The 23,217-nt window shown below is 61.8% G+C and carries 17 protein-coding genes, 3 rRNA genes and 1 pseudogene; 16 read left to right on the top strand and 5 right to left on the bottom strand.

Translation table 11 applies throughout. The annotated features are described in order from the left end of the window. Positions 1-14 precede the first annotated feature (14 nt). Genes RCH11_RS06190 through RCH11_RS06175 form a run of 4 tightly spaced genes read left to right on the top strand, consistent with a single transcriptional unit; the run spans position 15 to position 3,422 of the window. A complete protein-coding gene (locus RCH11_RS06190) occupies positions 15-1,214 on the top strand; it encodes an argininosuccinate synthase (protein ID WP_327056114.1) in 1,200 nt (399 codons plus the stop codon). A gap of 2 nt (positions 1,215-1,216) precedes the next feature. Next, on the top strand, positions 1,217-2,656 hold the full coding sequence (gene argH / locus RCH11_RS06185; RefSeq protein WP_327056113.1) for an argininosuccinate lyase: 1,440 nt from the start codon (positions 1,217-1,219) through the stop codon (positions 2,654-2,656). Continuing rightward, positions 2,653-2,799: a hypothetical protein gene (locus RCH11_RS06180; RefSeq protein WP_327056112.1), complete on the top strand. Its 147-nt coding sequence runs from the start codon at positions 2,653-2,655 to the stop codon at positions 2,797-2,799. The genes argH and RCH11_RS06180 overlap by 4 nt, the downstream gene beginning before the upstream one ends. Positions 2,800-2,810: 11 nt before the next feature. Then, on the top strand, positions 2,811-3,422 hold the full coding sequence (locus tag RCH11_RS06175) for a DNA-3-methyladenine glycosylase (RefSeq protein ID WP_327056111.1): 612 nt from the start codon (positions 2,811-2,813) through the stop codon (positions 3,420-3,422). On the opposite strand, the gene RCH11_RS06170 is transcribed toward RCH11_RS06175, so the two are convergent. Together RCH11_RS06170 and RCH11_RS06165 are read right to left on the bottom strand one after the other, a co-directional pair. Beyond that, the gene (locus tag RCH11_RS06170; RefSeq protein ID WP_327056110.1) at positions 3,419-3,988 is read right to left on the bottom strand and encodes a hypothetical protein; all 570 of its coding nucleotides are present in this window, start codon (positions 3,986-3,988) and stop codon (positions 3,419-3,421) included. The two genes, RCH11_RS06175 and RCH11_RS06170, sit on opposite strands and share 4 nt — an antisense overlap. Continuing rightward, complete coding sequence (locus tag RCH11_RS06165; RefSeq protein ID WP_327056109.1) at positions 3,985-4,599, bottom strand: DNA-binding protein; 615 nt, start codon at positions 4,597-4,599, stop codon at positions 3,985-3,987. Before RCH11_RS06165 ends, RCH11_RS06170 begins: the two co-directional genes overlap by 4 nt. A gap of 112 nt (positions 4,600-4,711) precedes the next feature. On the opposite strand from RCH11_RS06165, the pseudogene RCH11_RS06160 reads away from it, so the two are divergent. The 11 genes and pseudogenes from RCH11_RS06160 to recN all read left to right on the top strand — a co-directional run bounded on the left by RCH11_RS06160 (position 4,712) and on the right by recN (position 18,930). After that, positions 4,712-5,457: pseudogene (locus RCH11_RS06160) on the top strand (DUF817 family protein). A 26-nt stretch (positions 5,458-5,483) separates the two neighbouring features. Beyond that, positions 5,484-6,785 carry a tyrosine--tRNA ligase gene (tyrS, locus tag RCH11_RS06155; RefSeq protein WP_327056108.1) on the top strand — a complete coding sequence of 434 codons (1,302 nt, stop codon included), beginning with the start codon at positions 5,484-5,486 and terminating at the stop codon, positions 6,783-6,785. A gap of 682 nt (positions 6,786-7,467) precedes the next feature. After that, positions 7,468-8,999: ribosomal RNA gene (locus RCH11_RS06150) — 16S ribosomal RNA — on the top strand. Positions 9,000-9,564: 565 nt separating this feature from the next. Further along, positions 9,565-12,686 (top strand): 23S ribosomal RNA (locus RCH11_RS06145). Between the two features lie 150 nt (positions 12,687-12,836). Then, a 5S ribosomal RNA gene (gene rrf, locus RCH11_RS06140) occupies positions 12,837-12,953 on the top strand. Together the 16S, 23S and 5S rRNA genes form the textbook arrangement of a ribosomal RNA operon. 148 nt (positions 12,954-13,101) lie before the next feature. Further along, positions 13,102-14,133 (top strand): tetratricopeptide repeat protein, encoded by a 1,032-nt coding sequence (locus tag RCH11_RS06135; protein ID WP_327056107.1) that lies wholly within the window; start codon positions 13,102-13,104, stop codon positions 14,131-14,133. After that, the gene (locus RCH11_RS06130) at positions 14,093-15,133 is read left to right on the top strand and encodes an HAD-IIA family hydrolase (RefSeq protein ID WP_327056106.1); all 1,041 of its coding nucleotides are present in this window, start codon (positions 14,093-14,095) and stop codon (positions 15,131-15,133) included. The genes RCH11_RS06135 and RCH11_RS06130 overlap by 41 nt, the downstream gene beginning before the upstream one ends. A 51-nt stretch (positions 15,134-15,184) precedes the next feature. Continuing rightward, on the top strand, positions 15,185-15,397 hold the full coding sequence (locus RCH11_RS06125; protein WP_327056105.1) for a hypothetical protein: 213 nt from the start codon (positions 15,185-15,187) through the stop codon (positions 15,395-15,397). Continuing rightward, positions 15,390-16,199 (top strand): TlyA family RNA methyltransferase, encoded by an 810-nt coding sequence (locus RCH11_RS06120; protein WP_327056104.1) that lies wholly within the window; start codon positions 15,390-15,392, stop codon positions 16,197-16,199. The genes RCH11_RS06125 and RCH11_RS06120 overlap by 8 nt, the downstream gene beginning before the upstream one ends. 119 nt (positions 16,200-16,318) lie before the next feature. Next, positions 16,319-17,227 carry an NAD kinase gene (locus tag RCH11_RS06115; protein ID WP_327056203.1) on the top strand — a complete coding sequence of 303 codons (909 nt, stop codon included), beginning with the start codon at positions 16,319-16,321 and terminating at the stop codon, positions 17,225-17,227. Further along, complete coding sequence (gene recN / locus RCH11_RS06110) at positions 17,224-18,930, top strand: DNA repair protein RecN (protein ID WP_327056103.1); 1,707 nt, start codon at positions 17,224-17,226, stop codon at positions 18,928-18,930. The genes RCH11_RS06115 and recN overlap by 4 nt, the downstream gene beginning before the upstream one ends. 2 nt (positions 18,931-18,932) lie before the next feature. Here recN and RCH11_RS06105 read toward each other — a convergent pair whose 3' ends face one another. Then, positions 18,933-19,682, bottom strand: a complete 750-nt coding sequence (locus RCH11_RS06105) for an MBL fold metallo-hydrolase (RefSeq protein ID WP_327056102.1) — start codon at positions 19,680-19,682, stop codon at positions 18,933-18,935. Between the two features lie 22 nt (positions 19,683-19,704). Between RCH11_RS06105 and RCH11_RS06100 the strand changes: the two genes are divergently transcribed. After that, complete coding sequence (locus RCH11_RS06100) at positions 19,705-21,624, top strand: thioredoxin domain-containing protein (protein WP_327056101.1); 1,920 nt, start codon at positions 19,705-19,707, stop codon at positions 21,622-21,624. Here RCH11_RS06100 and RCH11_RS06095 read toward each other — a convergent pair. After that, positions 21,612-22,232, bottom strand: coding sequence for a hypothetical protein (locus RCH11_RS06095; protein WP_327056100.1), 621 nt, complete (start codon positions 22,230-22,232; stop codon positions 21,612-21,614). The two genes, RCH11_RS06100 and RCH11_RS06095, sit on opposite strands and share 13 nt — an antisense overlap. Positions 22,233-22,606: 374 nt before the next feature. Further along, positions 22,607-23,131 carry an AAA family ATPase gene (locus RCH11_RS06090; protein WP_327056099.1) on the bottom strand — a complete coding sequence of 175 codons (525 nt, stop codon included), beginning with the start codon at positions 23,129-23,131 and terminating at the stop codon, positions 22,607-22,609. Positions 23,132-23,217 lie beyond the last annotated feature (86 nt).

Below are 23,217 nucleotides of genomic sequence, written 5' to 3'. Positions count from 1 at the left end.
AAGGAGCACCACACATGGCAGAACGCGTTGTCCTCGCCTATTCCGGCGGACTCGACACCTCGGTGGGGATCGGCTGGCTGAAGGATGCCACCGGCAAGGAGGTCGTGGCCCTCGCCGTCGACGTCGGGCAGGGTGGAGAAGACATGGAGGATATCCGCCAGCGCGCGCTCGATTGCGGCGCAGTGGAGGCGATTGTCGTCGATGCACAGGACGAGTTCGCCGACGACTTCCTCATGCCGGCTCTGAAGGCCAATGCCCTCTATCAGAAGCGCTACCCGCTCGTCTCGGCGCTCAGTCGTCCGCTGATCGCCAAGCACCTCGCGATCGTGGCCAAGCAGCTGGGTGCCGACAGCGTCGCGCACGGCTGCACCGGAAAGGGTAATGACCAGGTGCGCTTCGAGGCCGCCGTCGCCGCGCTCGCTCCCGAACTGAAAAGTATTGCCCCGGTTCGCGATCTCGCTCTCACCCGCGACAAGGCGATCATCTACGCCAACGAGCACAATCTGCCGATCCGCCAGAGCGCGGCGAGTCCATATTCCATCGACAAGAACGTCTGGGGTCGCGCGGTCGAGACCGGATTCCTTGAGGACCCGTGGAACGCGCCGATTGAGGAACTGTACGAATACACGATGGATCCGACCGTGGCGAAGGATGCCGATGAGGTCACCATCTCCTTCGCCTCCGGCATCCCCGTCGCCTTGGACGGTGTGTCCTACAGCGCTCTGCAGATGATCGAGAAGCTCAATGAACTCGCCGGAAAGCACGGCGTCGGCCGCATCGACGTTGTCGAAGATCGCCTTGTCGGCATCAAGAGCCGCGAGGTCTACGAGGCCCCCGCCGCAATGGCCCTCATTGCAGCGCACGAGGCGCTCGAGAGCCTGACTCTCGAACGTGACCTTGGCCGGTACAAGCGCGGCGTCGAGGCGGAGTGGTCCAATCTCGTCTACGACGGCCTGTGGTTCTCGAGCCTTAAGCGGTCCCTTGACGTGTTCATCGACGACACCCAGCGTTACGTGACCGGCGACATCCGCCTGAACCTGCAGGGTGGCCGTGCCACCGTGACCGGCCAGCGCAGCGAGCAGAGCCTCTATGACTTCAATCTCGCGACCTACGACACCGGCGACACCTTCGACCAGTCGCTCTCAAAGGGCTTCATCGAGATCTGGTCATTGCCGAGCAAGATCTCGGCCCGCCGCGAGCTGTCGGGCAAGTAGGCATGACCACTGGCTCGGGCGGCAACGATATCGGAGCGACAACCGAGGGCGCGCTCTGGGGAGCCCGCTTCGCCTCCGGCCCGTCGCCCGAGCTCGCCCGCCTGAGCAAGTCGACCCATTTCGACTGGCAACTCGGCGGCTATGACATCCGCGGATCACGAGCCCACGCACAAGCGCTCGCGGCGGCGGGCTACCTCACCGCCGATGAGCTGGTCGTGATGGATGCCGCCCTCGAGACCCTGCGTCAGGCCTGGTCAGACGGCTCTTTCGCCGAGCGCGAGTCCGACGAAGACGTACACGGGGCGCTCGAACGCGGCCTGATTGACATCGCCGGCCCAGAGCTCGGCGGCAAGCTGCGGGCCGGTCGCAGCCGCAACGACCAGATCGCCACCCTTGTCCGCCTCTACCTGCTCGATCACGGGCGGGCCATTGCCGAGCTCGTCACCCACCTGATCGATGCAATCGCGTCCCAGGCGGCAGCGCATCCGGATGCCGCGATGCCGGGTCGCACGCACCTGCAGCATGCCCAGCCGGTACTGCTCGCCCATCATCTTCTCGCTCACGCGTGGCCTCTCGTTCGTGACCTCGAACGGCTGCGGGACTGGGCAGTGCGCGCATCCTTCTCGCCGTATGGTTCCGGCGCCCTTGCGGGCAGTTCGCTCGGACTCGACGGCCAGCTGGTCGCGACCGAGCTCGGCCTCACCGGCCCAATGGAGAATTCGATCGATGCGACGGCGAGCCGCGATGTCGTGGCCGAGTTCGCCTTCATCCTCTCCTTAATCGGCATCGACCTCTCCCGTTTTGCTGAGGAGATCATCCTCTGGAATACCCGCGAGTTCGGCTTCGTCACCCTCCACGATTCGTATTCGACCGGGTCGTCGATCATGCCGCAGAAGAAGAATCCCGATATCGCCGAGCTCGCCCGGGGCAAGTCCGGGAGGCTGATCGGCAATCTCGCCGGGCTTCTCGCCACTCTCAAAGGCCTGCCGCTTGCCTACAATCGCGACCTCCAGGAAGACAAGGAGCCCGTCTTCGACTCGGTCGAGACGCTCGAGGTCCTGCTTCCCGCGTTCACCGGAATGGTCGCGACGCTCACCTTCCACACGGATCGAATGGCCGAGCTCGCCCCCCAGGGATTCTCGCTGGCGACGGATGTTGCCGAGTGGCTTGTCACCCAGCACATTCCGTTCCGCGAGGCCCACGAGATCAGTGGCTCGCTGGTGAGCTTCTGCGAGCAGCGCGGGCTCGAGCTCGATCAGCCGACGGATGCCGACTACCTGTCGATCTCGCCCCGCCTCACCCCCGGTGTCCGGAGTGTGCTCACCGTCAGTGGTTCGATCGGTAGCCGCACCGGTGCTGGCGGCACCGCTCCGGTGCGCGTCGCCGAACAGCTTGCGACGCTCACCCACCGCGTTCGAACACTCACGGAGGCCCGACAGTGACCCTCAGCAAAGATAACCGTCCCGATAAGCCGGAGCAGAACCGCACGCAGAAGATTGTGATGTGGAGCGTCTACGGTGCGGCCGCCGTGCTGCTCGTGATCGCAGCGATCCTGTTCGTCACCAGCGGTGCGAAACTCTTCTGACCAGCCCGGCGGTGTTCGATCGGAATCTCTTCATTGCGCCGTCCGTCGAGGTCGCCCCGATGTTGCTCGGGGCAGTTCTCAGCCACCGCACTAGTGAGGGCACGGTCACCGTGCGTCTCACCGAGGTGGAGGCGTATCTCGGCGAGGCCGATCCCGGCTCTCATGCGTTCCGCGGTCCGGGCAAGCGCAACGCCGTGATGTACGGCGAGCCTGGCCACCTCTACACCTACTTCACGTATGGCATGCATGTCTGCGCGAATGTGACCTGCTCACCCGCCGGTACGGCATCCGCGGTGCTGCTGCGCGGGGCAGAGGTGGTCGACGGCATCGAACTCGCCCGCGATCGGCGGCACACCTCGAAGAGGGATGCCGACCTGGCCAGCGGGCCCGCCCGCCTGGTCGTAGCGCTCGGCATCACGCTCGACGACGGCGGAGCGGATCTCGTTGCGCCGCCGTTCGAGTTGACGCTGCCCGCTCATCCGCTACCGTTCGCGACAGGACCGCGCACCGGTGTGTCCGGTGTCGGGGGTTCGGCCGAATACGCGTGGCGCTTCTGGCTGCCGGGGGAGCGCAGCGTGTCTGTTTACCGGGCACATGTTCCGAAGAAGCGCGTCGCCCGCTAAAGCACGATGAGCAACGCGCAGGCACCCGCCCAGACCAGGCTCACGAGTGTTCCAATGATGAATCGCTCACGAATTTCTGGGCTGTCGAGCTCGGAGAACCGGCCGAGTCCTTTCACGGCGATGAGCACCGCCACGATCTCGAGATGCCCGAGCACAATCGCTGCGATGAGCGCGAGCCGCTCGAGATAGCCGATGATCGTGCCGCCCCGCAGCACCTCGGCGCGATGGACTTCCGGTGCGATCCCCTCGTTCACGACGATTCCGCCGTGCTGACCGTCCACTGGTCGACTTGTCCCCCGACTGGAGAAGCCGAGCACCGCAATGGTGATCGGGCTCCCGGCGACGATCCCGAGCAGCGCGAGCAGAATTCCGGCGACCACAGCGACGGCATTGCTCGGCGCCGGCACTCCCGAGCGGAAGGCGAGCCCGACGAGTCCGGCGATCACGGGAATCGCGGCGAGAAGTGCGAGGGAGGGTTTGTGAAACCGGATGGCGGTGATACTGGTCGCGAGAGCGGCGGCGATCACGACGGTGGCAAAAATCCACAGCACTACCTGCGCGATCACGATCGGCTCCCTTTGCCCGTAAACAAGTCCACGGCAGCGAGCCTACGTTCGAGCGGCGACCTCGCGGCGAACTCGACGCGGAGTGCCGCAGCCCGTGCTCGCTTACTTGCGGCCTGGGGAGTGATCCCCAGCAGTTTTGCGGCCTCAGCCTGGCTGTTGCCAGCGAGAAGTAGGTCGCACATCTCCCAACCTTCCGCACTGCGCCGCGCCCGCAATTGCAGCAGGAGGTCGACGAAAGCCTCGGCATCCGCAGCATCCGTCGCGGCCGTGCTGCGCAGGGCAAAACGAGTGTCCCGCTTCTTCGCCTCGTTCACCGCTGCGCGGGCGGCCACAAAGGCGTCCCCTCCCGCCTCCCGTGCGTTGGCCGGCAGCGGCAGATTCACGCTACCGATCCCGCATCCCACGCTCCATTGGCCGTGGCGGGTGAGCGCGAGAATGGCGGTGAGCGCAGTACCGGGAGCTGCGACGAGCATCTGGATCTCGTCGCCGGCCGTGCGGTCCACGGGCAGCACCAGACCCTCGCCGAGCATCACCTCGAGTGACCGCATGGTCTCGGCGGCGATGTCCGGTCGCCGTCTGCTGTCAACCTGATCCGCGGTGATCGCGAACATTCGTACCTCTCATCATGCCCTGAGCATTGATCTGATCAAATCAACCCTAAGCGGTAGATTTTATTAAATCAACCCCGAGGGCATGACATAACCCGTCGGATAGCCTGAACCGATGAACGCCGAGGAGGATAAAGCGGGCTTCACTCCGGTCGAGCGTTTCATCGATGCACGGGCGCGCCGGCTCCTCGCCCGCGCACCGGACAATCGCCTGTGGCGTGGTCTTGTGGAGTTTCTCGTCTTCGCGCTCAAGCAGGCCTGGGCGTGCATATTTGGCGCGGCTCTGTTGGCGGTGCTCTTCGGCATTCGACTCTGGTATCCCACCGACGCGCCTCTCGCTCGCAATGACTTCGTGACGATCGCGGCAGTCATCATCCAGGTGTCGATGATCGCGCTGAGACTCGAAACGCTTCGGGAACTCCGGGTCATCATCCTGTTCCACATCGTCGGCACCGGCATGGAGCTGTTCAAGACGAGCGGTGGATCACCGCGCTTCTCGCCGCACTCATTTACGCTAACTTCTTCTCCCATCACTACTTCTGGGACTTTCGCTGGATCCTGCTCGGGGGAGTCGCCCTGATCTTCGGTCGCAGTGTCATGCACTTCCGGGTCTTTCGGCTTCGACTGAGGATGCCCGTCGTCGTCGCCTTCCTGCTGGTCGCCCTCTTCATCTGGATCGCCGAAAACGTCGCGACCTGGTCCCACGCCTGGTCATACCCGAACCAGCTCGACGGTTGGCAACCGGTGTCGATTACCAAACTCGTGTCCTGGTTGTTGTTGATGATCATCTCGGTCGTGCTGGTGGCCTGGGTCTACGCTCCGCGTCCGCCGGAGACGAGCGAAGCGGATACCCGACTCTGACCGGGCACCGCTGGTATTCTTGCACGGTGCCAGCATCCGATGTCCTGTCCACCCAGCGCAATGATGACTCGTTCGACACGGTCTGGGATGAGGTGGTCTGGCGTGGACTCGTGCATGTCTCCACCGATGAAGCCGAACTGAGGGCGCTCCTCTCGGGTGAGTCGATCACCTTTTACTGCGGCTTTGACCCGACCGCGGCAAGCCTGCACCTTGGCAACCTGGTGCAGTTGCTCTTGATGCGCCGCCTGCAACTGGCCGGGCACAAACCCCTCGGCCTCGTGGGCGGATCCACCGGACTCATCGGAGATCCGAAGCCGACCGCCGAGCGCACTCTCAACTCGAAGGAGACGGTGGCCGAGTTCGTGGGCTACCTGCAGGCCCAGGTCTCCAAATTTCTGAGTTTCGAGGGTGACAACGCTGCGCGCCTGGTTAACAATCTCGATTGGACGGCCCCCTTGAGCACCATCGACTTCCTCCGGGATGTCGGTAAGTATTTCCGCGTCGGCACGATGCTCAAAAAGGATGCCGTGAGCGCGCGCCTCAACAGCGACGCCGGCATCAGCTATACCGAATTCAGCTACCAGATCCTGCAGGGGATGGACTTTCTCGAGCTTTACCGCAGCTACGGATGCGTGCTCCAGACCGGGGGAAGTGATCAGTGGGGCAACCTCACCAGCGGCACGGACCTCATCCGCAAGGCGGAGGGTGCCTCGGCGCACGCCATCGGTACACCCCTCATCACCAATTCCGACGGCACCAAGTTCGGAAAGAGCGAGGGTAATGCGGTGTGGCTCGATCCCGCGCTCACCAGTCCCTACGCGTTCTACCAGTTTTGGCTCAACACCGACGATGCCGATGTGATCGAGCGGCTCAAGATATTTACCTTTCACACCCGCGCGGAGCTCGATCGGCTCGCGGCGGTGGTCGCGACCGAGCCATTCCGGCGCGAGGCGCAGCGGGCTCTCGCTATCGAGGTGACCACACTGGTGCACGGAGCGGATGCCACGCAGGCCGCCATTGCGGCATCCGCGGCTCTGTTCGGCCAGGGTGAGCTTGACCGGCTGGATTCGTCAACCCTTGAGGCGGCCCTGCGCGAACTGCCCAACACCACGACGACGGCGAGCACGCCGGTGATGCAGCTCCTCGTCGATACGGGCCTGGCCAGCAGTCTCAGCGAATCGCGTCGGGCGGTCGAACAGGGTGGGGTCTACCTCAACAACGTGAAGGTCGAGGATGCGGCAGCCACTCTGGTGGGCAACACCCTGCCGGGACGCATGGCCGTACTCCGCCGCGGTAAGAAGACTCTCGCCGGAATCTTCATCGAATAGCTCGGAAACCCCGCACTTCCGGGCGACACGCCCGGGCGACAGTCGAAATTTGACCGACTCGTAATGGACACGTAATCTTCTTACTTGTCACCCCAAAGGTTCGAAAAGCGGAAGAGCTTACGGCCTCAAGAGGGACCAACATCATCGGTCAGAAATGATCGTCCAAGTCAAACAGCAGCTAGCCTCTTGCAGGTAGTTGTCTTCAGATCTTATGATGGAAAGCCCACCTCGTGAGTATGTCGGAACGTCCCGTCGCGCGCATTTCAAGCCGCTTCGGTCGATTTGACAAGTACCGCGAAGGTGGTAAGTTAGACAAGTTGCCCGGCGCGAGAGCGAGGGTGACAAACACAGGTTTTACGGCAATGTTAGGCGACTTTCATTGCCCAAAGGTATGGCTCTGGGTAGCAACCGCGAGGTGAAAACCAGAAGCATCCGATCCTTGAGAACTCAACAGCGTGCACAATGTCAAATGCCAAAAACCTCGTCTGTAGGAGCTGCCTTTTCGGCAGACACCGCAGAGGAGATTCCTTTGGAAAAAATATAAACATAACAAGCAAGTCAGTCCGGATTTATTCGGTTTGGTTTGTTCTTGTCAGTTTCAAACTTGCAACTTGTCCGCCCATTCCGGTGGCTGGTTGCACTAGATGTGCCGTCCGACCTCGGTCGTTCGTGCAATCAAACATTTACGGAGAGTTTGATCCTGGCTCAGGATGAACGCTGGCGGCGTGCTTAACACATGCAAGTCGAACGATGAAAGGGAGCTTGCTCCCTGGATTAGTGGCGAACGGGTGAGTAACACGTGAGTAACCTGCCCTTGACTCTGGGATAAGCACTGGAAACGGTGTCTAATACCGGATACGAACTTCAGCCGCATGGCTAGGAGTTGGAAAGAATTTCGGTCAAGGATGGACTCGCGGCCTATCAGCTAGTTGGTGAGGTAATGGCCCACCAAGGCGACGACGGGTAGCCGGCCTGAGAGGGTGACCGGCCACACTGGGACTGAGACACGGCCCAGACTCCTACGGGAGGCAGCAGTGGGGAATATTGCACAATGGGCGCAAGCCTGATGCAGCAACGCCGCGTGAGGGACGACGGCCTTCGGGTTGTAAACCTCTTTTAGTAGGGAAGAAGCGAAGTGTTTTACATGGAGTGACGGTACCTGCAGAAAAAGCACCGGCTAACTACGTGCCAGCAGCCGCGGTAATACGTAGGGTGCAAGCGTTATCCGGAATTATTGGGCGTAAAGAGCTCGTAGGCGGTTTGTCGCGTCTGCTGTGAAAACTGGGGGCTCAACCCCCAGCCTGCAGTGGGTACGGGCAGACTAGAGTGCGGTAGGGGAGATTGGAATTCCTGGTGTAGCGGTGGAATGCGCAGATATCAGGAGGAACACCAATGGCGAAGGCAGATCTCTGGGCCGTAACTGACGCTGAGGAGCGAAAGCATGGGGAGCGAACAGGATTAGATACCCTGGTAGTCCATGCCGTAAACGTTGGGAACTAGATGTAGGGTCCATTCCACGGATTCTGTGTCGCAGCTAACGCATTAAGTTCCCCGCCTGGGGAGTACGGCCGCAAGGCTAAAACTCAAAGGAATTGACGGGGGCCCGCACAAGCGGCGGAGCATGCGGATTAATTCGATGCAACGCGAAGAACCTTACCAAGGCTTGACATATACCGGAAACGGCTGGAAACAGTCGCCCCGCAAGGTCGGTATACAGGTGGTGCATGGTTGTCGTCAGCTCGTGTCGTGAGATGTTGGGTTAAGTCCCGCAACGAGCGCAACCCTCGTTCTATGTTGCCAGCACGTAATGGTGGGAACTCATAGGAGACTGCCGGGGTCAACTCGGAGGAAGGTGGGGATGACGTCAAATCATCATGCCCCTTATGTCTTGGGCTTCACGCATGCTACAATGGCCGGTACAAAGGGCTGCAATACCGCAAGGTGGAGCGAATCCCAAAAAGCCGGTCTCAGTTCGGATTGGGGTCTGCAACTCGACCCCATGAAGTCGGAGTCGCTAGTAATCGCAGATCAGCAACGCTGCGGTGAATACGTTCCCGGGCCTTGTACACACCGCCCGTCAAGTCATGAAAGTCGGTAACACCCGAAGCCAGTGGCCTAACCGCAAGGAAGGAGCTGTCGAAGGTGGGATTGGTAATTAGGACTAAGTCGTAACAAGGTAGCCGTACCGGAAGGTGCGGCTGGATCACCTCCTTTCTAAGGAGCACGTGCATCTCTCCTCTGTATACAGGGAGATCAAAGATGCCAAGCCATTACAGTTCACCACCAACTCATTCGGGTTGACAGGTTTCTGGTGGCGCTCATGGGTGGAACATTGACATTGTGACCAGGTAAGAGATTCGTCAAACCAGTACAGCTTGTTGCTTGCAGCAGGCACGGAACGTTTCGGAACTCGAGTCTGGTCTTTTGCACGCTGTTGGGTCCTGAGGGACCGGGCCGGCTCTCCTTTTGGGGGAGTTCGGATACCGACCTTTGGACCCACTGATGACTGCATCTTCGGATGTCAGTCGTCACGGTCTTGGACTTCGATCCCTGGCGAACTACCGGCCCATCATTACTGATGACACGGCAAGCACAGGTAAGACGGAGTACCGCCCGTACTTTGAGAACTACACAGTGGACGCGAGCATCTTAGAGACTGCCCGTCAAGATGACTTCCAACTTTGGTTGGATCGAATACTGACGAGTTGATCTCTTCAATAAAGATCTAGCAATCAGCGTTGTTTATTCGACGCGTTGCTGGTTCTTTGTGTAATTTTGTCATCAAGTTTCTAAGTGCAAACGGTGAATGCCTTGGCTTCTGGAGCCGAAGAAGGACGTATAAATCTGCGATAAGCCTCGGGGAGCTGATAATAGAGCTTTGATCCGAGGATCTCCGAATGGGGAAACCCCGCCAGGCGTAGCAATACGACCTGGTGACTTCCGCCTGAATATATAGGGCGGATAGAGGGAACGTGGGGAAGTGAAACATCTCAGTACCCACAGGAAGAGAAAGCAAAAGCGATTCCGTAAGTAGTGGCGAGCGAAACCGGAAGAGGCCAAACCGATCATGTGTGATAGCCGGCAGGCGTTGCATGGTCGGGGTTGCGGGACTTTTTAGCAGTTACTGCCGTACTGCAACAGTTACAACGCGATATAGACGAATGGGATTGAAAGCCCAGCCATAGAAGGTGCCAGCCCTGTAGTCGAAATGTCGCAATGGCTGAAGAAGTATCCCAAGTATCACGGGGCCCGAGAAATCCCGTGTGAATCTGTCAGGACCACCTGATAAGCCTAAATACTCCCAGAAGACCGATAGCGGACAAGTACCGTGAGGGAAAGGTGAAAAGTACCCCGGGAGGGGAGTGAAATAGTACCTGAAACCGTTTGCATACAAACCGTTGGAGCCTCCTTAGTAGGGGTGACAGCGTGCCTTTTGAAGAATGAGCCTGCGAGTTAGTGCTCAGTGGCGAGGTTAACCCGAGTGGGGTAGCCGTAGCGAAAGCGAGTCTGAATAGGGCGAAATAGTCGCTGGGTCTAGACCCGAAGCGAAGTGATCTATCCATGGCCAGGTTGAAGCGACGGTAAGACGTCGTGGAGGACCGAACCCACTTCAGTTGAAAATGGAGGGGATGAGCTGTGGATAGGGGTGAAAGGCCAATCAAACTTCGTGATAGCTGGTTCTCTCCGAAATGCATTTAGGTGCAGCGTTGCGTGTTTCTTGCCGGAGGTAGAGCTACTGGATAGCAGATGGGCCCCAAAAGGTTACTGACGTTAGCCAAACTCCGAATGCCGGTAAGTGAGAGCGCAGCAGTGAGACGGTGGGGGATAAGCTTCATCGTCGAGAGGGAAACAACCCAGACTACCAACTAAGGTCCCAAAGCGTGTGCTAAGTGGGAAAGGATGTGGAGTTGCATAGACAACCAGGAGGTTGGCTTAGAAGCAGCCACCCTTGAAAGAGTGCGTAATAGCTCACTGGTCAAGTGATTCCGCGCCGACAATGTAACGGGGCTCAAGCACACCACCGAAGTTGTAGATTTCGTATAGTAGCCCGGCCCACTTGTGGGTCCAGGCGTACGGAGTGGTAGGAGAGCGTCGTGTGGCCAGTGAAGCGGCGGTGTAAACCAGCCGTGGAGGCCACACGAGTGAGAATGCAGGCATGAGTAGCGAAAGACGGGTGAGAAACCCGTCCTCCGAAAGAACAAGGGTTCCAGGGCCAGGCTAATCCGCCCTGGGTAAGTCGGGACCTAAGGCGAGGCCGACAGGCGTAGTCGATGGACAACGGGTTGATATTCCCGTACTGACGAAGAACCGCCCAAGATAATCCAGTAATGCTAAATGTCTGAATCCCATAGATGGATCCCTTCGGGGTGAAGCGTTGGGCCTAGCACATGACCCTACGCTGGTGCGTTTAGCGTAATAACAGGTGTGACGCAGGAAGGTAGCTGAGCCGGGCGATGGTTGTCCCGGTCTAAGGATGTAGGGCGAACGATAGGCAAATCCGTCGTTCACATAGCCTGAGACCCGATGGGTAGTCCTCACGGACGAAATCAGTGATCCTATGCTGCCAAGAAAAGCATCGACGCGAGGTTCAAGTCACCCGTACCCCAAACCGACTCAGGTGTTCAGGTAGAGAATACCAAGGAGATCGAGAGAATCGTGGTTAAGGAACTCGGCAAAATGCCCCCGTAACTTCGGGAGAAGGGGGGCCCGCGGTGTGAAAGGACTTGCTCCTGGAAGCACCATACGGCCGCAGAGACCAGTGGGAAGCGACTGTTTACTAAAAACACAGGTCCGTGCCAAGTCGCAAGACGATGTATACGGACTGACGCCTGCCCGGTGCTGGAAGGTTAAGAGGAACGGTTAGCCGCAAGGCGAAGCTGAGAATTTAAGCCCCAGTAAACGGCGGTGGTAACTATAACCATCCTAAGGTAGCGAAATTCCTTGTCGGGTAAGTTCCGACCTGCACGAATGGCGTAACGACTTCCCAGCTGTCTCAACCGCGAACTCGGCGAAATTGCACTACGAGTAAAGATGCTCGTTACGCGCAGAAGGACGGAAAGACCCCGTGACCTTTACTACAGCTTGGTATTGGTGTTCGGAGTGGCTTGTGTAGGATAGGTGGGAGACTGTGAAGCTTGGACGCTAGTTCAGGTGGAGTCATTGTTGAAATACCACTCTGGTCACTTTGGATATCTAACTACGAACCGTAATCCGGTTCTGGGACAGTGCCTGGTGGGTAGTTTAACTGGGGCGGTTGCCTCCTAAAAAGTAACGGAGGCGCCCAAAGGTTCCCTCAATCTGGTTGGCAATCAGATGTCGAGTGTAAGTGCACAAGGGAGCTTGACTGTAAGACTGACAAGTCGAGCAGGGACGAAAGTCGGGACTAGTGATCCGGCAGTGGCTTGTGGAAGCGCTGTCGCTCAACGGATAAAAGGTACCTCGGGGATAACAGGCTGATCTTGCCCAAGAGTCCATATCGACGGCATGGTTTGGCACCTCGATGTCGGCTCGTCGCATCCTGGGGCTGGAGTAGGTCCCAAGGGTTGGGCTGTTCGCCCATTAAAGCGGTACGCGAGCTGGGTTTAGAACGTCGTGAGACAGTTCGGTCCCTATCCTCTGCGCGCGCAGGAAATTTGAGAAGATCTATCCCTAGTACGAGAGGACCGGGATGGACGAACCTCTGGTGTGTCAGTTGTTCCGCCAGGAGCACCGCTGATTAGCTACGTTCGGAATGGATAACCGCTGAAAGCATCTAAGCGGGAAGCCAGCTTCAAGATGAGATTTCCATCCCTTAGGGGGAGAGGCTCGCAGCTAGACTACTGCGTTGATAGGCGGGATGTGGAAGTGGGGACTAAAGACCCATGGAGCTGACCCGTACTAATAAGCCGATAACTTGATAACACTTTTCTTCCCATCACGGGTCTTTGGACACCGGTGGGATTGAGATGCTCTGCGTCCACTGAGTGGTTCCCGATGTACGGTCGGGAATCAGCACGCTGTGCTTGCTTTCGAGCAAGCCAGTGGCTAATTCGAAACCTATATCACTAGTGTTTCGGCGGCCATAGCGAGAGGGAAACGCCCGGTCACATTCCGAACCCGGAAGCTAAGACTCTCTGCGCCGATGGTACTGCAAGGGGGACCTTGTGGGAGAGTAGGACACCGCCGGACTTCTTTGTAAGATGGCCACCCAGCAATGGGTGGTCATTTTGCGTTAACGCGTGTTGTGGTGTAGCGCGCGCTGTGCGTTCACCTGCGCTGTGCGCGACCGCACACACCTCGTAACTTGAGCAGTGACCAACAGATCGTAAGGAAAGCCGTGTCGAATTTCGGAGATCGCGCGAAACGTCCGGGTGAACGACCCGACGGCAAGCGAGCGGACGATGGCCGGCCCCAGCGCGGTGGCCCGAGCGGTGTCCGCGGGCCGTCCCGCCCCGTCGGTTCAACGCCCGATCGTCATCAGCGTGGGCGCCCCGATGCGGATCTCTCCAAGAACCCCGGCGAGCGTCGACCCGGATCCGGCTACCAGGGTCGCACTGCCCAGCAGATCGAGGATCGCGACCCGTTCGGTACCAAATCCGTGCGAAGTCGTCACGACGATCCGGTCCTGCCCGATGATGTGCAGCCCAAGGACCTCGACCGCGTTGCTCGGTCGCAACTGAAGACGCTGAGCAAGGAAAATGCGGATGGCGTGGCCCGGCATCTCGCGATGGTCGCGCTCCTGATCGATTCTGATCCCCCGCTTGCTCACGCACATGCGGTATCTGCTGCTCGTCGAGCGGGTCGCATCGCGGTCGTTCGCGAGACGCTGGCGATCACGGCGTACTCGATCGGCGATTTCGCTCTCGCGCTTCGTGAGCTCAGGACGTACCGTCGCATCTCTGGACGTGACGACCAACTGCCTCTCATGGTGGACAGTGAGCGAGGGCTTGGCCGACCAGATCGTGCTCTCGAACTGGGGCGTTCGGTGTTACGGGCCTCCCTTTCGGTGGAGGTGCAAGTGCTGTTGGCTATTGCCATGTCGGGCGCTCGGCTTGACCTCGGACAGACTGATGCCGCGCTTGACGAGCTGCATATCCCCCAGCTCGACCCGACCACTGCGTTCTCGTGGACTCCTGCCCTCTTCGATGCGTATGCCGCCGTCCTGGAGGATCTGGGGCGCAATGCCGAAGCGGAGCAATGGTGGGAACGCTCCGACCGCGCATCAGATGCGATCGATGCGGGCAATCGCGAACCTGAAGACGACGTGATTGAAATCGTCGAAGAGGATCAGAGCGCCGACGAAACGCAAAACAAAGAAGGGCGGAAGGATGATGGTATTCCCACGGAAGAGGACCCGCTTGTTGACTGAGCGCACCCCGCTCGACGGTGTGGACCTGGTGCTCGCGGACCTGGATGGCGTGGTCTACACGGGTGATTCAGCCATCGCTCATGCCGTAGAGAGCCTCAATGCCGCCGCACAGACTCGGCGTATCGGGTATCTGACCAACAATGCCTCCCGCACAGCGGCATCCGTCGCCAGCCACCTCGCGAGCCTCGGTCTCGCCGCTGTCGAAGACGATGTGGTCACCTCGCCGCAGGCGGCAGTGCGCCTGCTGGCCGGGCTGGTGCCAGTCGGCTCGACGGTGCTTGTCGTGGGAGGAGAAGGCCTCACCACCGTGGTCGAGGCAGCGGGTTTTGTGATCACCCGCTCCGCTCTCGACCAGCCGGTCGCGGTGATTCAGGGATTTGCACCCGATGTCGGCTGGAAGGACCTTGCCGAGGCATCGTTTGCTCTCAACGACGATCCCGAACGGCCGTGGGTGGCGACCAACACCGACTGGACGATCCCGGTCGCACGGGGGATCGCCCCCGGCAACGGCACGCTGGTGGGCGCGGTACACAACGCGGTCGGCCGTCTGCCCGTGGTGGCGGGCAAGCCAGAGGTCGCAATCTTCGAGGAGGCTGTTCGTCGGTTCGGCGGGGTGAAGCCTCTCTTCATCGGTGACCGGCTGGACACCGACATCCTCGGTGCGAATCGTGCCGGCATGGAGTCGGTGCTTGTGCTCACCGGCATCGATAGGCGCAAGCAGGCCCTTGCGGCCAACGCGAAGTCCCGTCCCACGTACATTCTCGGCGACCTGAGGGAATTGGCGGAGCCGTATCCGGAAGCGGTGCTGGCCACTGACGCGCGCAGCGGCGACACCGTCGTCACGGTCGGCCGATCGGCCGTGCGCCTCGCGAAAACGGTCGTGACGGTCGAGCGAGCGGGAGACCGACCGATCGATCTGCTGCGCGCCGCTACCTCCCTCATCTGGGGCTCCGGCCTGCCAATCTATGGGCTCGACGTCGCCCCCGAGCTGTACTCGTGAGGGTAGCGTTGGTCTATGGCCGGTGAGATGTCTCCTGAGATGAGTCCTGAGATGAGTCCTGATATCGATGCCGAGACTCCGGCTACCTCCGGTGACGACGCGAGCGCCCTGCTGTCGCGCTTGCGCGTGATCGAGGACCAGCCGCTTGAATCCCGCGCAGCCGCGTTCGTGCAGATCCACGATCGATTGCAATCGACTCTCGAGGCCTCGGTTCGGGATGGTGGTCGGGATAGCGGAACTGGCACGTCGAACCTGCATGGCTGAGGCACGCCTGGATGCCGCCCTCGCGGAACGCGGTATCGCGCGCTCCCGCACCCACGCGGCACGACTGATCACCGACGGCTCGGTGACCGTCGACGGTCGTACTGTGATTAAGCCATCCACCCGGGTCACGGCCGAGCAGGTGCTTGCCCTGACGGCCATCGATCACTACGTGAGTCGCGCCGCCCACAAGCTGCTTGCCGCGCTCGACGCGTTCGCTGTTCCCGTCACCGGCCGCAGTGCGCTCGACGTCGGTGCGTCGACCGGAGGATTCAGCCAGGTGCTCCTCGAGCGCGGTGCGGCCTCGGTCGTCGCCCTGGATGTAGGCCACGGCCAGCTGGATCCATTCATCGGCAATAATCCTGCGATCACGGTGATCGAGGGCTTCAATGCGCGGGAACTGACGGTGTTGACCCTGGATGCCGCAGCTGGCCACGCGGTGCGGGTAAACCTCGTCGTTGCGGACCTTTCCTTCATCTCGTTGACGACCGTCCTGCCCGCTCTTGTGGCCACCGTTGGGGTCGAGGCGGACTACATCCTCCTCATTAAGCCGCAGTTCGAAGTGGGCCGAACCGGCGTGAAAGAGGGCATCGTGCACGATGCGGGTCTGCGGGCGGACGCGATTAGTGACGTGCTCTGGGCGGGGTGGGATCTCGGCCTGCCCACCGCTGGTCTCATCTCCTCCCCGATCCTCGGTGCCGCGGGAAACCATGAGTATTTGGTCTGGTTCAGCACGCTCTCGGGCAGCAATCCGACAGAATGGAGAGGACGGGTCCTCGCCCTCTCTCGACCCTCGACAAGCTGAGCGGTCGGATGACGCGGGCTCGTGCCATCCCATCCCCACCGACAGCGAGTGACTCCAAGAGCGATCCCCAGCCGGTGACCGCACGAAAAGCGCAGGGAGAACCAGTGTCCGAACGCTTCATGCTCGTAGTCGCCCATACGGGCCGACAGGAGTCCCTCGACGCCGCTGTGACCGTGACGCGACAGCTTCTGGCCGCCGGTGTGACACCGGTGATGAAGGCCGATGAGCATAGCGATGTGCTGGCGAATGCCCCGGAGCTCTCCGCCATGGAGGTGCTCGGCACAAATATCACCGTCGCTGAAGTGGAGCTGGCCATCGTGTTGGGCGGCGACGGCACGATTCTGCGCGCGGCCGAACTCACCCGAGGCTGTGCCGCGCCGCTGCTGGGAGTGAACCTGGGGCACGTGGGCTTCCTTGCCGAGAGCGAGCGTGACAACCTCACCGACACCGTGCGGCGTGCCCTTGCCCGCGACTACGAGGTCGAAGAACGAATGACGCTGGGCGTGCGGGTCAAGGTCGATGCGGAAGTCATCTATGAGACCTGGGCGCTCAACGAGGCGACCGTCGAGAAGGCCAGCCGGGAGCGGATGCTCGAGGTCGTCATCGAGGTCGATGGGCGCCCGCTGTCCTCGTTCGGCTGCGATGGAGTGGTGATGTCGACCCCGACCGGGTCCACGGCGTATTCGTTCTCTGCCGGAGGTCCGGTCGTCTGGCCGGAGCTCGAGGCGATGCTGCTCGTGCCCCTGAGCGCTCACGCCCTGTTCGCCCGCCCGCTCGTGGTGGGGCGGGACTCGGTGTTCGCCGTGGAGGTACTCGCCCGCATGCAGGGCACCGGTGTGCTCTGGTGTGATGGGCGTCGCACGCACGACCTTCCGCCCGGTGCCCGAGTGATCGTGCGCCGTTCACCGGTTCCCGTGCGCCTTGCGCGCCTGCATCGCGGGCCGTTCACCGACCGGCTGGTCAACAAGTTCCACCTTCCGACCAGCGGATGGCGCGGTCCTGTCGACGGTGAGGGCACCAGCGCGTGATCGAAGAGATCTTCATCCGCGACCTCGGCGTGATCGGCGAGGCACGGCTTCCGCTTGGGCCCGGCTTCACCGCGATCACCGGAGAGACCGGCGCCGGCAAGACCATGGTGGTAACAGCCCTCGGGCTGCTGCTCGGGGATCGTTCCGACAGCTCGGTGCTGCGGAAGGGGAGTGGCGCTGCCGTGGTCGAGGGGCGTTGGCTCGTCGATGCCAAGGGTGCAGTCGCCGAGCGGGTGCGCGACGCCGGCGGCGACCTTGATGACGGAGAGCTGATCCTTGCCCGGTCGGTGTCGCCGGAGGGGCGCAGCCGCGCGACCGTCGGGGGCCGCACGACACCGGTGAGCGTGCTCGCCGAACTTGGCGAACAACTGGTGGTCGTACACGGACAGTCCGACCAGGTGCGTCTTCGGTCCGCGACCGCGCAACGCGAGGCGCTCGATCGCTTCGCTGGGATCGCGCTGGCGACAGTGCTCGACGACTACCAGGCCACCTACCGACGCTGGCAGTCGAACCAGGGTGAGCTCGACGTGATCGTTGCGGAGCAGGAGGCTCGGGAGACTGAGGCTGCGGAATTGCGCCTGGCGCTGGCGGAGATTGAATCCGCGGCACCGCAGGCCGGCGAAGACGGGGAACTTGCCGAGCGAGCGGACCGGTTGACCAATCTCGAAGACCTGCGGCTCGCGGCATCCGAGGCGCATGAGCTCGTGTCATCCGAAGACCTGGTGGAGCCGCGTGACGCGCTTGGGCTGCTGGATTCGGCGCGTCGCCAACTCGAACGGGTTGCCGGTCACGATGCGACCCTCGGCCCGATCGTCGAGGCGCTCGCGAGCGCAAGCTATCTCGTGGCCGATGTCTCGGCCCAGCTCTCGACCTACCTCGGCGGCCTTGATGCCGACAGTGCGCGCGAGCTGGCGCTCGTGCAGGACCGGCGAGCGGAGCTAGGGGAGATCGCACGCAAGTACGGACCGACGCTCGCGGAGGCGATCGCCTACCTCGACACCGGCAGTGTGCGGCTTCTCGAGCTTGATCAGGATTCCGACCGGATCGACCGCGTGCGCACCGAGGTGCAGGCCGATCGCGCGCGGGTAATCGAGTTGGCAGATGAGCTCGGCCGCGTGCGCCGTGACTATGCACTCCAACTCGGCGAGAGGGTGAGTGACGAGCTGGTCGCTCTCGCGATGCCGAACGCTCGGCTCACGGTCGACGTCAGTGATCGACAGGATTATGGCCTCAGCGGCCGGGACGCCGTTTCGATTCAACTCGCGCCTCATCCCGGAGCGGAGCCCCGTCCGCTCGGACGCGGAGCCTCCGGAGGCGAACTCTCCCGGGTGATGCTGGCGATCGAGGTGGTGATCGCCGGCAGCGATCCCGTGCCTACATTCATCTTCGACGAAGTGGATGCCGGGGTCGGCGGCGCGTCGGCGATCGAGATCGGTCGTCGGCTCGCGCGTCTCTCGCGCACCGCGCAGGTGATCGTCGTGACGCATCTCGCCCAGGTCGCGGCGTTCTCCACCAATCACCTCCGCGTGGTGAAGGACAGCGACGGCGCAGTGACCGCCTCGAGCGTGCAACAGCTTCAGGGCGAGGAGCGAATCGAAGAGATGGCGCGGCTACTCTCCGGTCTCAGCGGCTCCGAGAGCGGCCTGCAACATGCACGCGAGCTCATCGAGACGGCGCGCAGCCTCGACAGTGAGCCGCGCTAGCCCTAAAGTTCGACCCGGGTTCCGCGCGGGGTGTTGGCGAGGATGCCGGTGTGCTCGAAGGCCACTTCGAGTTGCGAACGCGTATGGCTGAAGTGGGTCCAGTCTTCGGTGTGGAGACCGACCACCAGTCGCGCCCCCAGAAGTTTCGCGGCTGTCGCGGCATCCGCCGAGTTGAGAGTGAGGTCGGCATCGATCTCATCCACCCGTGCTGCCCCGGCGAAGAGGAGCGCGATGTCCACGGGCGCGAACCGGTCGGCGATCTGCTGCACGAGGGGCAGTGACGCGTTGTCGCCGCTCACATAAATCGTGGGCTCGCCGGGGGACTCGAGCATGAAGCCGATGACGGGGCCGACCATCGGTTCCGAACCGGGCGGACCATGCAGCGCAGGCATCGCCGTAATGGTCACAGGGCCAAAATCGTAACTTTCCCAGTTGTCGAGTCCCACCACACCGCCGCCGAACAGCTCATCGGCCGCCTGACGCGTGCTCAGCGTGGGGATACCTTGGGCAATGAGCTCGAGTCCCTCCCAGTCGAGGTTGTCTTTGTGGCCATGATGCGAGAGCAACACGAGGTCGACGGTACCGAGATCTTCACGGGCGATGGCCGGGCCGGTCGTTTTAACCAGCGTGGTCTCCTCCGGATCCTCGTAGATTTGAGGAGCGTCAAAAGTGGGATCGGTGACGATCCGCAGACCGGCGTACTCGAGTAGCGCGGTGGGGCCGCCGATGAAAGTGATAGCTGTCTTGGGCACAGAGTGAGCCTACGCTGGAGATATGGCCGATCGACTCGCGGATGCTCTGAGCCCGTACCTTCGCTCGCATGCGGCGAATCCGGTGGACTGGTTTCCCTGGAGTGACGAGGCATTTGCAGAGGCGCGGCGGCGGGATGTTCCGGTGCTGGTCTCGATCGGCTATTCGACCTGCCACTGGTGCCATGTGATGTCCCGCGAAAGCTTCAGCGACCCCGTAATCGCCGCGCGTCTGAATTCGGGATTCGTTGCCATCAAGGTCGACAGGGAGGAGCATCCCGACGTCGATGCGAGCTTTCTCGCTGCTGCCGGAGCCTTCACCGGCAACCTGGGCTGGCCCCTCAACGTTTTCGTCACACCGGAGGGCAAAACGTTCTTTGCGGGAACCTACTGGCCGCCGACCGCCGTCGGGCAGTTGCCCTCCTTCGGCCAGGTACTCGATGCGGTGACGGATGCCTGGACCTCTCGCCGCACCGAGGTCGAGCAGACAGCGGGTGCGGTCGTCGACGCCCTCCGGCAGTCGGCCGATCGCTTGTCGACGTCCGCAGCGGTCCCGGAAAGGCTGGTCACAGACTCGCTCGCCGCGGCGGTGGACGAACTCGCCGCCTATGAGGATGGAGAGTTCGGTGGCTTCGGTGGCGCACCGAAATTCCCGGTCGCGCCGGTGCTGCTCTTTCTTCTCGAGCGTGCCGCTACGGGCGACCGTCTGGCGCTCGAGATTGCTGGCCGAGCTCTCTCCGCGATCTCCGGGCTGGACCAGCCGCGTGAACGCGTCATCGCGGCGCTGCGAGACCGTATCGACGGGGGATTTTTCCGCTACGCGACCAAGCGCGACTGGAGCGATCCGCACTACGAGCGAATGCTGTACGACAACGCTCAACTGCTTGTCGCGTTTGCCCGGCTTGCCCAGCTCGATCCCGCTGCGCGCCAGGCCGCCAGTGACGTGGCGGAGGGCATCTCGGCGTTCCTCATTGAGGTGATGGAACAGCCGGAGGGGGGCTTCGCCTCGGCACAGGACAGTGAGAGTACCGTCGGTGGCCGGCGACTGGAGGGTGCCTACTTCGCGCTGGATGCCGCGGCTCGTGTAGCCCAGGACCCACCTGCTCTCGATGCCAAGGTGCTTACCGGCTGGAACGGACTAGCCATCGGCGCCCTTGCGACCGCCGGGTTCGTGCTCAGCCGAGACCCGTGGATCACTGCGGCCCGCCGGGCGGCCGACGCCCTGATTGCACGACACCTGCGCGTCGACGGAACCCTGGTGCGCGCGTCCCTCGCAGGTCGGATTTCTGCAGCCAACGCCACGCTCGAGGATTACGGCATGCTGGCCTCCGGACTTCTCGACCTCGCGGCGGCAACAGGGGAAGTCCGCTACGCGGTGGTCGCCCGGAGCCTCGTTGATCTGGTCCTTGTTGATCAGAGCCGCGCTTTCGAAGGGGAAACTTTTGTCGTGCCGGGCGGTGGCGATCCCGTGCTCCTTTCGCTTGGCATTGCGCTCGAGAACGATCCATCCGAGGGCGCCTATCCCTCCGGGCTGAGTTCCCTGGCTCGAGCGTGCACCGCGCTACACCTGGTCACCGGGCACGTGAGCTATCGGCAGGCCGCAGAACGGGTGATCCACCAACTGATGCCCGTCGCCGCGCCGAGACCGGTGTCATTCGGTGCGACGCTCGCCGTGGCATCCGCTCTCGCGCAGCCAGTCGAGCAGCTGGTGGTCGTGAGTGAGGATCGCCACTCGCCGCTGGCAGCGGTGGCCAGGTCGCTGTTTCGCAGCGGCGCGATCAATACCGTACTGTCTCCCGCCCAGGCAGCGGCCTTCGCCGACGCGGGATTCGAACTGTTCGAGGGCCGCCAGAGAGAGGCTGCCTACCTGTGCCGGAACTTCGTCTGCCGGATGCCTTTCGACGATGCCAGCGAGCTGGCCGAAGCGGTTGGTCAGCGGGGTTGAGCGGCACTCTCGACAGGATGAGGGCGGAGGGCAGATTGAACGCGAGCTGCGCGTTCGACCACGAAGTACAGCCACACCCAGCCGAGCGCGAGACAGAGCTGGCCCACCACTCCGAGGGGAAAGTAGATGTGCGCGTTGAGAAAGAGGATGGCGCCAACGCTCACGAGCACGGAGCCAGGGATAGCGGCCGTGCGAAACCGAACGATACAGCTGCCGGCCGAGACGACTACGGCCGCAATGAAGGCCACGCTGCCCACTTCGCCGAGATGGTTACCGAGACCGAAGACCGTGCTGGTGGCCATGCCCATTCCGTCGTACGCGAGCCCACCCGCGCCGATACCCGCGAGCACGTCGAGTGCGGTGTAGAACGCCGCGTAGAGAAATCCGAGAACTCCCACGACCCAGCCGAGCACCACGCCCGCCCCGCGGACAAGGATCCAGGGGGCGAAGGCCAGGAGGGGAAAGATCGGCAGGATTGCGATATGCAGGTTGCGCCAGTATTCGGCAGACGCTGAGGTCAGGTGTATCGGGTGGGTGACACCGATGGCGGCCAGCACGAGCGGTGGGAGTGCGACAGTCACATAAAGGAGAGCGGAGCGCGCGTGCATGGCGTCATGCTACGCGACCGGGCTGTGGGTGTAGCCACGGTGCTAGCCACGCCGGACTGGCAGTTCTCAAGGGATTCGGGATCTTTTAGATCGTATTGTGCTGGCATAGGACCAACCTGAGCCGGCTGTCTATTGGCAAGTCTGGCCAATGCCATTATTGTGTCGCTGTTTGGAGAAGCTAAAGTTTTCAAAACACACAAGGGCCGCGAGAAATTACGCCAGGGCGCCCGTAGCACGCAGCTGACTGAGACTGAGCTCCGGGCTACCTAAACGGGCACGCAAAGAGGTCCCCACGTGTGAGCAACAATGATGGTGGGGGCGTTCCCGTAGAGGGTCCGGCGTGGGGGCATGCGGGAGTGTCTGCGCGAGCGCGGTTATGCAATTCCGATCGCATCAGCGATGGTGATTCCCACTTCTGTGGGTGTGAGCCCGGTGGTGTCGATCATGTCGGCTTCGACGCCTAGCCATCCACGGAACGCCTCGTCGTACGGGACGAGATAGTCCAGACGGAACCCAGACGGACCCATCACCGCATCTCCCATGATGCGCTCACGAAGGGTGTCCGTGTCGGTGTGGAGCAGGAAGTGTCGAACTGGGATGTCGTAGGCGGCGAATCCGTCGCTGATCTCGCGCCAGTATGCCTCGACCAGGATTGTCATCGGCATGATGAGAGTGCCGCCCGTGTAGTCGATTATGCGGCGGGCTGTCTCGACCACAAGAGGGCGCCACGGAGGCCAGTGTTGAAAGTTTTCTGTCTCGGGCAGCCCGGGGTGGACGTCCATCAACGTCTCACCGACTTTCTCGGCATCGAACACGTGTGATTCTGGAATGAGCTGCTGCACGAGCTTGGCCGTGGTCGTTTTCCCGACGCCGTGAGTGCCATTCAGCCATACGATCACCCACTCATGCTAACGACATGCCCGACCGCTCTAAGCCCGGCCGTCCCGCGCAAGGCTGGCCATGCGGGCAGTTTCAGTGGGGTCAC

The sequence above is a fragment of the Glaciihabitans sp. GrIS 2.15 genome (assembly GCF_035984695.1).
Classification (GTDB): Bacteria; Actinomycetota; Actinomycetes; order Actinomycetales; family Microbacteriaceae; genus Lacisediminihabitans.
This window is presented reverse-complemented; position numbering and strand designations above follow the sequence as displayed.